The 12957-nt window shown below is 53.7% G+C and carries 10 protein-coding genes; 5 read left to right on the top strand and 5 right to left on the bottom strand.

Going from position 1 to position 12957, the window contains the following annotated elements:
• Nucleotides 1-53: 53 nt before the first annotated feature.
• Nucleotides 54-1622 (bottom strand): ABC transporter substrate-binding protein, encoded by a 1569-nt coding sequence (locus MUA00_RS15535; protein ID WP_271123921.1) that lies wholly within the window; start codon nucleotides 1620-1622, stop codon nucleotides 54-56.
• A 190-nt stretch (nucleotides 1623-1812) separates the two neighbouring features.
• Nucleotides 1813-3318 carry a glycine betaine/L-proline transporter ProP gene (gene proP / locus MUA00_RS15540; RefSeq protein WP_271123922.1) on the bottom strand — a complete coding sequence of 502 codons (1506 nt, stop codon included), beginning with the start codon at nucleotides 3316-3318 and terminating at the stop codon, nucleotides 1813-1815.
• A 297-nt stretch (nucleotides 3319-3615) separates the two neighbouring features.
• Here proP and MUA00_RS15545 point away from each other — a divergent pair, with 297 nt between their 5' ends.
• On the top strand, nucleotides 3616-5136 hold the full coding sequence (locus MUA00_RS15545) for a methyl-accepting chemotaxis protein (RefSeq protein ID WP_271123923.1): 1521 nt from the start codon (nucleotides 3616-3618) through the stop codon (nucleotides 5134-5136).
• 122 nt (nucleotides 5137-5258) lie between these two features.
• Nucleotides 5259-6290, top strand: a complete 1032-nt coding sequence (locus MUA00_RS15550) for an NADP-dependent oxidoreductase (RefSeq protein ID WP_271123924.1) — start codon at nucleotides 5259-5261, stop codon at nucleotides 6288-6290.
• A 21-nt stretch (nucleotides 6291-6311) separates the two neighbouring features.
• Here the strand turns inward: MUA00_RS15550 and MUA00_RS15555 are convergent, their stop codons facing one another.
• On the bottom strand, nucleotides 6312-7325 hold the full coding sequence (locus MUA00_RS15555) for a LacI family DNA-binding transcriptional regulator (RefSeq protein WP_271123925.1): 1014 nt from the start codon (nucleotides 7323-7325) through the stop codon (nucleotides 6312-6314).
• Between the two features lie 192 nt (nucleotides 7326-7517).
• On the opposite strand from MUA00_RS15555, the gene ascF reads away from it, so the two are divergent.
• Together ascF and MUA00_RS15565 are read left to right on the top strand one after the other, a co-directional pair.
• Nucleotides 7518-8966, top strand: coding sequence for a PTS cellobiose/arbutin/salicin transporter subunit IIBC (ascF, locus tag MUA00_RS15560; protein WP_271123926.1), 1449 nt, complete (start codon nucleotides 7518-7520; stop codon nucleotides 8964-8966).
• Nucleotides 8967-8987: 21 nt separating this feature from the next.
• Nucleotides 8988-10418 (top strand): 6-phospho-beta-glucosidase, encoded by a 1431-nt coding sequence (locus MUA00_RS15565; RefSeq protein ID WP_271123927.1) that lies wholly within the window; start codon nucleotides 8988-8990, stop codon nucleotides 10416-10418.
• Nucleotides 10419-10505: 87 nt separating this feature from the next.
• Here the strand turns inward: MUA00_RS15565 and MUA00_RS15570 are convergent, their stop codons facing one another.
• On the bottom strand, nucleotides 10506-11261 hold the full coding sequence (locus MUA00_RS15570) for an SDR family NAD(P)-dependent oxidoreductase (protein ID WP_271123928.1): 756 nt from the start codon (nucleotides 11259-11261) through the stop codon (nucleotides 10506-10508).
• A 146-nt stretch (nucleotides 11262-11407) separates the two neighbouring features.
• Between MUA00_RS15570 and MUA00_RS15575 the strand changes: the two genes are divergently transcribed.
• A complete protein-coding gene (locus MUA00_RS15575) occupies nucleotides 11408-12007 on the top strand; it encodes a TetR/AcrR family transcriptional regulator (RefSeq protein ID WP_271123929.1) in 600 nt (199 codons plus the stop codon).
• A 41-nt stretch (nucleotides 12008-12048) separates the two neighbouring features.
• On the opposite strand, the gene MUA00_RS15580 is transcribed toward MUA00_RS15575, so the two are convergent.
• A complete protein-coding gene (locus tag MUA00_RS15580) occupies nucleotides 12049-12915 on the bottom strand; it encodes an aldo/keto reductase family oxidoreductase (protein WP_271123930.1) in 867 nt (288 codons plus the stop codon).
• Between the last annotated feature and the right edge of the window lie 42 nt (nucleotides 12916-12957).

Below are 12957 nucleotides of genomic sequence, written 5' to 3' on the forward strand. Positions count from 1 at the left end.
GGCGGGAAGCTTTTAGCTCTTCCGCTTACCCGCCCTAAGCTATACGCGTGGGATCACTTGCTTACGCGATCGTAATACACCATATCCGCATTCAGCCCCTGCTGGTAGCCCTTCACATTTTCACGGACCACTATTTGAGTTTTACCTTGATCGACAAACACATACGGAGAGCTGCGCTGCAGCTCTTCCTGGATTTTCTTATACAGATCCAGGCGCTTAGCCGGATCGGCCTGGGCTACGGCTGCCAGCGTTTGCTTGTTTAATTCCGGGATCTGCCAGCCGTTCAGGCCTGCAACGGTGCTGCCCTTGCCGTCGTTAAAGGCAAAGGCGCTGGCGTTGGAGTGAGCGTCAAAATAGTCCGGGATCCACAGGCGGATCGCGGCCTGATGCTGTTTAGCACGAACGCGCGCATAAACCTGGCTGCCCGCGGCCGGCAGCAGATCGAGTTTCACGCCGCCCTGAGCGAAGCTCGCCTGCATGGACTGGGCAATGGTGATAAACGGCGGTTTGTTTTCCACATCAAGCGTGAAATGCGCGTCTTTAATGCCCGCTTTGGCGAGGATTTCTTTCGCTTTCGCCGGATCGAATTTGAACGGATTGTTATCGAGCGCACCGGCAAAACCGACCGGCAGGAAGCTCTGATGCACGAAATACTGGCCTTTTAACAGGTCTCTGGTAATGCCTTCGTAATCCACCAGATAACGCGCCGCTTCCCACAGGGCCGGGTTTTTCAGCAGCGGATTGGCGTTGTTACCAACGTTGAACACCATATAGTTTTGCTCGGCGGAAGGAATGCTAAGCACTTTAACGCCGGGCTTGCCTTCCAGCGCGCTGGTCTGATCCGCGCCCAGGTCACGGGCGATATCCGCGTCGCCTTGCTGAATCAGCAAGCGGCGAGCCGCAGGATCGGGCACGTTTTTAATAATGATGTTTTTAACTTTTGGCGCATCGCCCGGCGATGTTGGGTTGGCGTCCAGCACGATGGCCTGATGCGGCTGGTAAACGCGCATTTTGAACGGACCGCTGCCTGCTGAGTGCATTTTCAGCCACTCGTTGCCAAAATCTCCGGCTTTGGCGTTTGGCGCCACGGCTTTTTCATCGACGATGGAAGCAATCGGCGTGGAGAGAATGTTCAGCGCAACTGCCGGGCTGACGTCCGCCGTCCAGTGCAGCTCCAGCGTGTGGTCATCCACTTTTTTCAACTGGCCTGCAATGTTGTCCGGCTGCCAGCCAAGCACGTTAAGAATAAAAGCTGGAGATTTGTTCAGCGTTACCGCGCGCGTATAAGAGAAGATCACATCTTCCGGGCGCAGCGGGTTGCCGGAGGCGAATTTGGCATCCGGCCGCAATTTGATCGTTAGTTTTTTATTGGCGGCATCACCCTGCCAGCTTTCTGCCAGCACCGGCACAACCTTTGCCGGGTCTTCACGGTCGGCCTGCACCAGGCGCTGGTAAAGGCTCGGCACGGTTTGAATACTGGAAAGTTCATTAGCTTCAGCCGGATCGAGGCTGACGATATCGTCCAGCCCCTGGGCAACAACTAAAGTATTTGGCGGTGTAGCGGCAAAGCTGCTCGCGGATAAGGTAGCCAGCAACAGTAACGGCAGAACTTTTCTTTGCATGATGCACCCTGCATAAAAGGAAGAATTATTATGGATTGTTATTTTTGACCTGATTACGTTAGGTGACTCGGGGCTATTCACAAAGTCCAAAAATGCCTTTGCATATAAATATACGATATATCCAATAACCTTCTGGAATGCGGAAACAAAAACGCCGGGCGATGGCCCGGCGTTCATAGCGCTCACGAAATTATTCGTTAATGCGCGGGTGTTGCTGCACAAGGTTGCTACGTTTCGCCTGCAGGGCCTCAATTTCACGATCCAGATCTTCGATTTTCTGCTCGATGTTATCGTGGTGTTCCTGCACGATTTCACGCGCTTCTTCAATGTCAGAAGCAGCAGGCGTTGCGCCTTTAAGCGGCTTGTTAGCGGTTTCTTTCATGGTCAGACCGGTCAGCAGGCCGATAACCGCAATAACCATCAGATAGTAAGCGGGCATCATCAGGTTTTCGGTCGATTCCACAAGCCAGGCCGCGAGCGTAGGCGTCAGCCCCGCAACCAGCACGGAAATGTTAAACGCGCTTGCCAGCGCGCTGTAACGGATGTGCGTCGGGAACATTGCAGGCAGGGTTGAAGCCATTACGCCGGTAAAGGAGTTGAGGATCACCGCCAGAATCAGCAAACCGGCAAATATCAACCCCAGCACGTTGCTGTTAATGAGGATAAAGGCAGGAATGGAAAATAACAGCAGCGCTACGCTCCCGAAAACAATAAACGGACGGCGGCCGTAACGATCGCTCAGCAGGCCAATTACCGGCTGTACGAACAGCATCCCAATCATAATGGCGATAATGATCAGCACGCCATGCTCTTCGGAATAGTGAAGATTATGGGAGAGATAGCTCGGCATGTAGGTAAGCAACATGTAATAGGTTACGTTTGTGGAGATAACGATCCCGATACAGGTCAGCAGGCTGCGCCAGTGTTTGGTGGCAATCTCTTTAAAGGAGACTTTAGGGCCTTCGGCGAGGCCTTCTTTATCGCCCTGTTCCAGCTTATCGATGTGCTGCTGGAACGCCGGCGTTTCTTCAAGAGCATGGCGCAGATACAGACCAATAATCCCCAGCGGCAGCGCCAGGAAGAATGGCAGACGCCAGCCCCAGTCAAGGAAGTTCGCTTCTCCTACGATAGCGGTAATCAACACCACAACGCCTGCGCCGCAGACGAAACCGGCGATGGAGCCGAAGTCGAGCCAGCTACCCATAAAGCCGCGTTTACGGTCCGGGGAGTATTCGGCCACAAAGATAGAAGCCCCGGTGTATTCGCCGCCTACCGAGAATCCTTGCGCCATTTTTGCAAGCAACAGCAGGATTGGCGCCCAGATACCGATTGTCGCGTACGACGGAATAAGGCCAATACAGAAGGTGCTCAACGACATAATGATGATGGTTATCGAAAGGATTTTCTGACGACCATATTTATCGCCCAGCATGCCGAAGAATAGACCACCGAGGGGACGAATCAGGAAGGGAACAGAGAAGGTCCCGAGGGCGGCAATCATCTGCACGCTTGGGCTTGCGTCCGGGAAGAAGACCTTACCGAGCGCATAGGCAACGAAGCCATACACGCCAAAATCAAACCATTCCATCGCATTCCCCAGCGAGGCTGCGGTGATGGCTTTTTTCAGGCGGCTATCGTCAATGATGGTAACGTCACTGACCTTGATAGGCCTGACTTTCTTTTTCCTTTTTAACATTCTTATCCTCTTTGTTTTCCTTGCAGGAGCGAAACTGTCCCCCTCACTAAGTGTAGTGGGCCAGCGGCGCTTCGAAGGCTAAAACTGTAGCACGTAATGGCACTACGCAATTTCTATTAATAACACTATGAAATTATTAGCTAATATCGTTCAACGAGGAAGCCATTATAAATGCTGTGGCTAAATTGAAAAGTGTGATCTTCGTCAAGTTTAACCATTAAAGTAAATTCTTGCAGCGCCGAAATAACATTAAGAGAAAAAAATTAACATCTGGATCACCTGCACAACGGAGTTGCTATGCCTGCCCGCGTCCCTGTCACCCAGCACGAATTCTTGCTGGATGACGACACCACCCTCATGTCCACCACGGATTTGCAAAGCTATATGACCCATGCCAACGACACCTTTGTGCACGTCAGCGGCTATCAGTTGCACGAGCTTATCGGCGCCCCGCATAACCTTGTCCGTCATCCGGATATGCCGAAAGCGGCCTTTGCCGACATGTGGTTTACCCTCCAGCAGGGCGAACCCTGGACCGGCATCGTCAAAAACCGTCGTAAAAACGGCGATCATTACTGGGTTCGCGCCAATGCTATCCCGGTGGTTCGTCATGGTAAGACCACCGGCTATATGTCGATTCGTACTAAAGCGACAGCAGAAGAAGTGGCTGCGGTAGAGCCTTTATATAAGGCCTTAAATGAAGGGCGAGCGAATCGACGTTTATTTAAAGGGCTGGTGCTGCGTAAAAGCTGGTTCGGCAAGCTGCCGACGATTTCCCTGCGCTGGCGTATTCGGGCGTTGATGACGGGATTATTCGCCGTATTGATGGTTGCTGCGGGGGCGTCAGGACAAAGCCCGCTGCCGCTACTGGCTAGCGCGCTGGCGACGGCTCTGGTCTGCGGTTTGCTGGAGTGGCAAATTGCTCGTCCGCTGGAAAACGTTGCGCGCCAGGCGCTGGAAGTGGCAACGGGCAATCGTCAGAAAATAGATCACCTTGCGCGTACCGATGAGATTGGCATGACGCTTCGCGCTATCGGCCAGCTTGGTCTGATGTGCCGCTGGCTGATAAACGATGTTAGCCACCAGGTCGAGAGCGTGCGTAACGGTAGCGAAACGATGGCAAAAGGCAACGACGAGCTAAACGAGCGCACGCGTCAGTCGGTGGCCAACGTGCAGCAAACGGTCACCACTATGAGTCAGATGGCAGCCTCGGTGCAGAACAATTCTGAAACCGCGGCGGCGGCGGATAAACTCTCCAGCTCAGCGAGCGACGCGGCGGCGCACGGCGGGCGGGCTATGGAAACCGTCGTCATCACGATGGATGATATTGCCGACAGCACTCAGCGCATCGGCTCCATCACCAGCCTGATTAACGATATCGCTTTCCAGACGAACATTCTGGCGCTCAACGCTGCGGTGGAAGCGGCGCGTGCCGGGGAGCAGGGCAAAGGTTTTGCCGTGGTGGCCGGAGAAGTGAGAAGTCTGGCAAGCCGCAGCGCGGCGGCGGCCAACGATATCCGCAAGCTTATCGATGCCAGCGCCAGTAAAGTGCAGTCCGGCACCGTTCAGGTACACGAGGCGGGGCGCACCATGCAGGATATTGTTTCCCAGGTACAGAACGTTACGCAGCTCCTGGGACAAATCAGCCATGCGACGTCCGAACAGGCGGAAGGGCTGGCGGACTTAACCCACGCGGTGGCAGAGCTGGACGCGATAACGCGGAAAAATGCCGAGCTGGTGGAGGAAGGCGCGCAGGTTTCCGCAATGGTGAAACATCGGGCTGCGCGCCTTGAAGATGCGGTGACGGTACTGCATTAATGGCATCGCTTAATCGGCGGATGGCGCTTACGCTTATCTACCCTACAATCTCTTTAGCAAAGCAGGTCGGGCAGGCGTAGCGCCACCCGACACTTCTCTTTACGCATGTTATGGAGATCGTTATGACGCAGTCATCCCCTATTAATCGCCGTTTTGTGCTGGCGAAACGCCCGCAGGGCATGCCAACCGGTGAAGATATCGTGCTGAAAGAAGAGGAAATCCCGCAGCCTGGGAAAGGCCAGATGCTTTTGCGTACGCTCTATCTTTCCCTCGACCCCTATATGCGCGGGCGTATGGATGACGCGGAATCTTATTCCGCGCCGTTAGCAATTGGCGATGTTATGGTCGGCGGAACCGTCTGTCGGGTGGAGAAATCCGAGCATCCCGATTATCAGCAGGGCGATCTGGTGCTGGCTTACACCGGCTGGCAGGATTATGCGCTCTCTGACGGCGAAGGGCTGCAAAAGCTGGACGCCAATATGCCCCATCCTTCTTATGCGCTTGGTCTGTTGGGTATGCCTGGATTCACCGGTTATATGGGGCTTACCGACATCGGTAATCCGCAAAAAGGTGAAACAGTCGTCGTGGCGGCAGCCAGCGGGGCGGTGGGCTCCGTTGTGGGACAGGTGGCGAAATTACGCGGCGCCAGAATTGTGGGGATTGCCGGCGGCGAAGATAAATGCCGCTATGTTGCTGAAACGCTTAAGTTTGACGCCTGTATAGATCACAAAGCACCGGATTTCGCCGGGCAGCTTAAAAAGGCCTGCCCGCAGGGTATCGACGTTTATTTTGAAAACGTTGGCGGCGCGGTGTTTGATGCGGTGTTGCCTTTGTTAAATACTAAAGCGCGCGTTCCTGTTTGCGGCGTGATAAGCCAGTACAACGGGCAGAACAGCGCTTTTACCGAAGACCGTTTACCGTTGCTGATGGGGACTATCCTCAAAAAGCGCCTGCGCGTGCAGGGCTTTATCATCTTCCAGGACTACGGCGAGCATTATCCTGAATTTTTTAAGCAGATGAGCCAGTGGTTGAGCGAAGGTAAAATTCAGTTCCGCGAAGATATTGTCGATGGCCTGGAGAATGTCGTTGAGGCATTCCGCGGGCTGCTGAGCGGCAAAAACTTCGGCAAGTTAATTGTAAAAGTTGCTGAATAATATGTTCAAACGATGGGCTTTTTATTTAAAAGGCCCATCGCCGACAGAATTACGCAGCCGCAAATCTGAGGTAAAAATATTATCCCTGGAAAGATAGCCGCCATCGAGCATGAAAATTAAACGGTTAATTACTTCGCCCATCATCTCGCTGACCGGGTCTTTTACGCTTGACAGGGAAGGCGTTAAATAGGGTGCGGTTGGAATATCATCAAAGCCAATTACGGATATTTTTTCAGGTATCTGAATACCGGCCTCATTTAGTTTTTTCATTGCGCCAATAGCCATGTCGTCATTGCTGGCAAGAATGGCGCTATAGCTTATCTTCTTGTTAAGCAACGCTTCTACAGCAGAAAAACCGCTGGCGGGCGTCCATTTTCCCGGCACGATAAGCCCATCCTGCAAGGCAATATCAGATGCCCGCAACGCGTCTTTATACCCTGAAAGGCGCTCAATCGCCGTCGGTGAATCCATCGATCCGGTAATAAACGCAATGTCCCGATGGCCGCGTTGAATAAGGTATCTGGCGGCATTAAAACTTGCCCCTTTATGATCGCAACAAATGCAGTGGCTTTGATGTTTTCTGAGTTTGCGATTTACCACCATAATAGGCTGCTTGTGCTGTTCGATAATGTCATCCATTTCGTCCGTGGTTAAAAATCGCGGATAAATAATTATCGCATCACATTGCAAATCCAATAGAAACTGTATGGCTTCTCGTTCTTCCTGGGCGCTGTGCTTGCCGTCCATCAAAATAAGCTGACGGCCCTTATCTTCTAATTTTTTTGCCGCCTGCGTAAGGATTTCGCTGAAGTAATTGCCGTTATAAAGCGTGTTGGTGACAACCAGGCCAATGCACTGGGAAGTGTTGCTTGCGAGGTTTCTCGCCAGCAAATTGGGGCGGTAGCCGGTTTCTTCTATTGCCTGATAAACCTGTCTTTTTGTTTCTTCGCTCACATACCCTTTACCGGACAGCACCCGAGAAACGGTGGCTTTTGATACGCCGGCTTTCTTTGCCACTTCCAGCATTGTCGACATAGGGAATTCCTGGCTCCTTAAAATTATCCTCATTCTACACGCAGCGTTTAACGTGGCAAAACCGGCTTAAACTGGCTACTTATTTCGATCAGCATCACAAAAAAAGAAGAAGAAAAATTTTTAAGTTGATCTGATTATCTAATGTTAACACTCTTATGTGGAACCGGTTACCTACCCTGAGAACTGTTACCTATGTCTAAAAATTATACGGCAGTATCACAGTCGATAGTCGACGCCCTCGGCGGAGCCAGTAACATTGCGGCCGTCACCCACTGCATGACCCGCTTACGCTTTGTACTTAATGATGATTCGGTCGTTGATGCGGCAAAACTTAAAGCCATCAGCGGCGTGCTGGGCGTCGTCAGAAACGAAAACCAGTGCCAGGTGATTATTGGCAACACGGTTTCACAGGCCTACGCGGAAGTGCTGAAGCTGCTGCCGGAAGGCGCGGTTGCCGAAGCGCCGGTGTCAGGGAAAGGCAAGATCACGCTAAGGCGTATTGGCGCGGGCATTCTTGATGCGCTGATCGGCACCATGTCGCCGCTGATCCCGGCGATCATCGGCGGTTCGATGGTCAAGTTGCTCGCCATGATTCTGGACATGACCGGCGTCTTTGAAAAAGGCTCGTCCACGCTGGTTATCCTTAACGTGATCGGCGACGGCGCATTCTTCTTCCTGCCGGTAATGGTTGCGGCGTCCGCTGCGGTTAAATTTAAAACCAATATGTCGCTGGCTATTGCCATCGCAGGCGTGCTGGTTCATCCCAACTTTATCGATTTAATGGCGAAAGCGGCTCAGGGTCAGTCCGTCGAATTTATGGGGCTTTCCGTTACGGCGGTGAAGTACACCTATACGGTCATTCCGGCGCTGGTGATGACCTGGCTGCTTTCGTACATAGAGCGCTGGGTTGATAAAATTACCCCGGCGGTGACGAAAAACTTCCTTAAACCGATGCTGATCGTGCTGATTTCCGCCCCGATCGCCATCATGCTGATCGGCCCGCTGGGGATCTGGATCGGCAGCGGGATCTCCGCGCTGGTTTATACCGTGCACAGCTATTTGGGCTGGCTGTCCGTTGCGATCATGGGCGGGCTGTGGCCGCTGCTGGTGATGACCGGCATGCACCGCGTATTTACCCCAACTATCATTCAGACCATCGCTGAAACCGGCAAAGAGGGCATGGTTATGCCGTCGGAAATTGGCGCCAACCTGTCGCTGGGCGGTTCATCCCTGGCGGTAGCCTGGAAAACTAAAAATCCTGAACTGCGCCAGACCGCCCTTGCTGCGGCGGCGTCAGCCATCGTTGCCGGCATTTCAGAACCCGCGCTGTATGGCGTGGCCGTACGCCTGAAACGTCCGCTTATTGCGGCTCTGATCAGCGGCTTTGTCTGCGGCGGCGTTGCGGGCGTAGCAGGGCTTGCGAGCCATTCCATGGCCTCGCCGGGGCTGTTTACCAGCGTGCAGTTCTTTGACCCATCCAATCCGATGACCATCGCCTGGGTATTCGGCGTGATGGTGCTCGCCGTCGTGCTCTCCTTTATCCTCACGCTGGTGCTTGGATTTGAAGACATTCCGGTAGAAGAAACGGAAAACGAACAGGCAACTGTCGCTGCTGCGCAACGGGCTGTAAAAGTTAACTAATTAAGAAAGAAGAGGTATTTCATGTCTGAATCCATTTTCCCGGCGGATTTTTTATGGGGCGGCGCTATTGCCGCAAACCAGGCCGAAGGCGCTTATCTGGAGGGAGGTAAAGGCCTCACGACGGTAGATATGATACCTCACGGCAAAGATCGCCTGGCGGTGAAGCTGGGCCAGGAAAAGCGCTTTGCGCTGCGTGACGATGAGTTTTACCCCAGCCATCAGGCCACCGATTTTTACCATCGCTATAAAGACGATATCGCCCTGATGGCGGAGATGGGATTTACCGTGTTCCGCACCTCGATTGCCTGGAGCCGCATCTTTCCGAACGGTGATGAACAGCAGCCAAACGCCCAAGGCATTGCTTTCTACCGCGATGTTTTCAACGAGTGCAAAAAATATGGCATTGAACCGCTGGTCACGCTGTGTCACTTCGATGTGCCGATGCATCTGGTTCGTGAATACGGTTCCTGGCGTAACCGCAAAATGGTTGAGTTTTTCACGCATTATGCCCGCACCTGTTTTGAAGCCTTTGATGGTCTGGTGAAATACTGGCTGACCTTTAATGAAATCAATATCCTGCTGCACAGCCCGTTTTCCGGTGCCGGCCTGGTGTTTGAGAAAGATGACAATCAGGAGCAGGTGAAATATCAGGCTGCGCATCACGAACTTGTCGCAAGCGCCCTGGCCACCAAAATCGCCCACGAGGTGAATCCTGAAAACCAGGTTGGCTGCATGCTGGCGGGCGGGAATTTCTATCCGTGGTCGTGCAAGCCGGAAGACGTGTGGGCCGCGCTGGAAAAAGATCGCGAGAATCTGTTCTTTATCGATGTGCAGGCGCGCGGCGCCTATCCGTCCTACACGAAACGCTTATTCAAAGAGAAGGGCATTACGGTTGAGATGGCGCCCGGCGACGACGATATCCTGAAAAACACCGTTGATTTTGTCTCCTTCAGCTACTACGCCTCGCGTTGTGCTTCAGCCGATATGAATGAGCAAAACAGCAGCGCGGCCAATATTGTGAAGTCCCTGAAGAACCCGCATATTAAGGCAAGCGAATGGGGCTGGGGCATCGATCCGCTGGGGCTGCGCATCACGATGAACATGATGTACGACCGCTACCAGAAACCGCTGTTCCTGGTGGAGAACGGCCTTGGCGCGAAGGACGAAATCAACGAGCAGGGCGAAATCGAAGATGATTACCGCATCAGTTATCTGCGCGAGCACATTGCGGCGATGGCCGAGGCGATTGAAGACGGCATTCCGGTGATGGGCTACACCTCCTGGGGCTGCATCGACCTGGTCTCGGCTTCTACCGGCGAGATGAGCAAGCGCTACGGCTTTGTGTATGTCGACCGCGACGATCAGGGCAATGGCACGCAGGCGCGCACCCGTAAGAAATCGTTTTACTGGTATAAAAAAGTTATCGCCAGCAACGGGGCGGATCTGGAGTAAGCCTCAGAGCATAGCTGGCAATAAAAAGCGGCGTTTGCGCTGCTACCACCGCCTGAGCGGAAGGAGCAGGCAAACGCCGCGTAATTATCAGGCCTGATAGCCGCCGCTTATGTCGAGAACGGCGCCCGTGATATATCCGGCATCCGGGCCGACGAGGAAGGCGATGGATGCAGCCACTTCTTCCAGCGTGGCGATACGTGCAATGGACATGGTATCGCTTATGCCAGGCGGAAGAACCTCTCCGGCGGCAGCGGCCATATCGGTAGGCATAATGCCGGGTTGCACCACGTTGACTGTGATATTGCGTGGCCCCAGATCGCGTGAAGCGCCTTTCGCATAGCCGACCAGCGCGGCTTTAGTGGCGGAGTACTCCGTGACGGTAGGCAGCGCCACGCGGCCGCCCAGACCCGATCCGACAAACACAATGCGCCCGCCGTCGGTAATTTTTTGTGCCGCAGCACGCGTCAGAGCCACAACGCCCAATACATTAACCCGCCACTGACGGTCTAGCTCAGCAAAATCCGCATTGGGATCGTCAATGCGATGCCCCTGTACGGCAATGGCGGCGTTGTTGACCAGGATATCCAGCCTGCCGAAATGGTTGATAACGGTATCAACCAGAGATTGTGCCGCAAAAGGATCGCCCTGATCGTTTTGTATCGCCAGCGTCCGCACGCCTTTTTGCTGCAGCGTTTCCGCCACCGCAGCGGCTTTTTCCCCTGATGCGACATAGCTGAATGCCACATCAGCGCCCAGCTCCGCCAGTCTGATAGCGATTGCTGTTCCCAGACCGCGCGATCCGCCCGTAACCAGCGCGACTTTACCTGCCAGAGTTTTGCTCATAAAACCTTCTCCTGCTCGTTGTTGAGTTGCTCATCGTTTGCGTCACGTCTGAAAATATAATAACGATCATTACAGTAATGATCGTTATTGAAATTGACAAGCGCTTTTTTTACACATTTAATAACGGACGTTATCAAAAGGGGGAAATGATGGGACGCCATCGTGAATTTAATATCGACGACGCGCTGGATGCGGCAGTGAAAGTGTTTTGGGAAAAGGGCTATGAAGGCACCTCCTATGACGATCTTACCCGCGCTACGGGCGTGAAACGTCCGGGGCTATATGCCAGCTTTGGCAATAAAGAGGCTTTATTTCAGAAGGTGCTTGAGCGTTACACCCAGAGGTATCTGCGCCATATGACCGACGCGCTTTCTGAACCCACCTCCCGAAAAATGGCGGAGCACGTGCTCTATGGCACGGCCAGGATGGCGACATCTGACCCAATGCATCGCGGCTGCCTGGGCATTAACGGCGCGCTCGCCTGTTCGACGGACGCCGAGCCGATAAGAGAGATGCTTATTCGTTGCCGGGCGCAGGGAGAAGCGGCGTTACGTCAGAGGCTGGAGCAATACCAAAAAGACGGAGATTTGCCGGAGTCCGCGGACTGTGCGGCGCTGGCCGCTTACCTGGTTACGGTGAACTACGGGATTTCGGTGCAGGCAAAAGCAGGCGTTTCCCAACCGCAACTGCTGGCGGTGGTGGAGCAGGCTCTGGCAGGCTGGCCCCTGGCGCCTGATGAAAACTAGCATACGGCAGCTATGCTGCCGTATGGGTTCAGGCAAAAACGTTATTCCCCGATCTTATTTAGCGTATCCAGCGCCTCTTGCGGCAATATAAGTTCAGCCGCCGCCAGGTTCTGGTGAAGATGCGCGACTGAAGAGGTGCCGGGGATCGGCAAAATATTCGGCGATCGGTGCAGCAGCCATGCCAGCGCCACCTGTATAGGCGTGGCTTCCAGCTCATCTGCTACCGCCTGTAGCGCCGATGACTGTAATGGTGAAAAGCCGCCGAGCGGGAAAAACGGCACATAGCCTATGTTCTGCCGGGCAAGGTTATCAATCAATGCGTCATCTTTCCGGTGAACAATGTTGTACATATTTTGTACACAGACGATGGAGACAACTTTTTGCGCTTCGGCAAGCTGCGCCGCCGTGACGTTACTCAGGCCGATATGCCGTATCAGCCCCTGCTGCTGTAATTCTGCAAGCGTGGCGATCTGCTCTTCTATTGACCCTTCCATCGGCTCACTCATACCGAACATGACGCGCAAATTGACGACATCCAGGACGTCCAACTGCAGGTTACGCCGATTATCATGTACCGCCTGCGTCAGTTCCTGAGCGGAAAAAGCGGGCAGCCAGGAAGCGTCATCACCGCGCCTTGTTCCCACTTTGGTGACAATAGTGAGGTCATCCCGGTAAGGATACAGCGCTTCACGAATAAGCTGGTTGGTAATGTGCGGACCGTAAAAATCACTGGTATCAATATGGTTAACGCCTGCTGCTAGCGCTTCGCGCAGCACCGCCAGCGCAGCATTCCTGTCTTTCGGAGGACCGAATACGCCAGGGCCCGCAAGCTGCATAGCGCCATAGCCCAGGCGTTTTACCGTGCGCGACCCTAATGTGAACGTGCCGCTTTTGTCGATAGCTGCCATTCCTGCCTCACTTATTGATTTACCGTTTGCTAAGAAGTACAA

The organism is Dryocola boscaweniae, from assembly GCF_025215095.1.
GTDB lineage: Bacteria > Pseudomonadota > Gammaproteobacteria > Enterobacterales > Enterobacteriaceae > Dryocola > Dryocola boscaweniae.

Excerpts from the sequence above, each read along its gene's own strand:
- MUA00_RS15545 (WP_271123923.1), top strand. The coding sequence starts at position 3,616 with ATGCCTGCCCGCGTCCCTGTCACCCAGCACGAATTCTTGCTGGATGAC.
- proP (WP_271123922.1), bottom strand. The coding sequence starts at position 3,318 with ATGTTAAAAAGGAAAAAGAAAGTCAGGCCTATCAAGGTCAGTGACGTT.
- MUA00_RS15550 (WP_271123924.1), top strand. The coding sequence starts at position 5,259 with ATGACGCAGTCATCCCCTATTAATCGCCGTTTTGTGCTGGCGAAACGC.
- MUA00_RS15580 (WP_271123930.1), bottom strand. The coding sequence starts at position 12,915 with ATGGCAGCTATCGACAAAAGCGGCACGTTCACATTAGGGTCGCGCACG.
- MUA00_RS15535 (WP_271123921.1), bottom strand. The coding sequence starts at position 1,622 with ATGCAAAGAAAAGTTCTGCCGTTACTGTTGCTGGCTACCTTATCCGCG.
- ascF (WP_271123926.1), top strand. The coding sequence starts at position 7,518 with ATGTCTAAAAATTATACGGCAGTATCACAGTCGATAGTCGACGCCCTC.
- MUA00_RS15575 (WP_271123929.1), top strand. The coding sequence starts at position 11,408 with ATGATGGGACGCCATCGTGAATTTAATATCGACGACGCGCTGGATGCG.
- MUA00_RS15565 (WP_271123927.1), top strand. The coding sequence starts at position 8,988 with ATGTCTGAATCCATTTTCCCGGCGGATTTTTTATGGGGCGGCGCTATT.
- MUA00_RS15570 (WP_271123928.1), bottom strand. The coding sequence starts at position 11,261 with ATGAGCAAAACTCTGGCAGGTAAAGTCGCGCTGGTTACGGGCGGATCG.
- MUA00_RS15555 (WP_271123925.1), bottom strand. The coding sequence starts at position 7,325 with ATGTCGACAATGCTGGAAGTGGCAAAGAAAGCCGGCGTATCAAAAGCC.